Annotated in this window: 1 protein-coding gene; it reads left to right on the top strand. The window is 63.9% G+C overall.

The genetic code is table 11. The features are described 5' to 3' along the window. Positions 1-132 (top strand): 30S ribosomal protein S9 (gene rpsI / locus IJ15_RS0124715; protein WP_031940943.1); only part of this gene is annotated, 132 nt, incomplete at its 5' end. Between the last annotated feature and the right edge of the window lie 248 nt (positions 133-380).

Below are 380 nucleotides of genomic sequence, written 5' to 3'. Positions count from 1 at the left end.
ATCGAGGTCACCGCCGAGGATCGCCCCGCGCTCAAGCGCGCCGGCTTCCTCACGCGTGACGCTCGCGCCGTCGAGCGCAAGAAGTACGGCCTGAAGAAGGCCCGCAAGGCATCTCAGTACTCCAAGCGCTGATGTGTCGCCGGAGCCGACATTCGTGTCGGCTCCGGCACCTGTTCAACCACGAGAGCAGGCGTTCGTAGAGTTCTTTCGCTACCGGACGCCTGCTCTTGTGTTTTACCTGGATACTCACCCGGATTGCACAACCGGATTGCGAGGGATCGGTTCTATGGGTCGTATGTTCGGCACGGACGGCGTGCGCGGCTTGGCGAATGCCGAGTTGACCGCGGAGTTGGCACTGAAGGTGGCCGGGGCCGCGGCGG

The organism is Prescottella defluvii, from assembly GCF_000738775.1.
In the GTDB taxonomy this organism is placed as follows: domain Bacteria; phylum Actinomycetota; class Actinomycetes; order Mycobacteriales; family Mycobacteriaceae; genus Prescottella; species Prescottella defluvii.
Note: the sequence above shows the minus strand (reverse complement) of the source record. Positions and strands in the feature narration are given on the sequence as shown.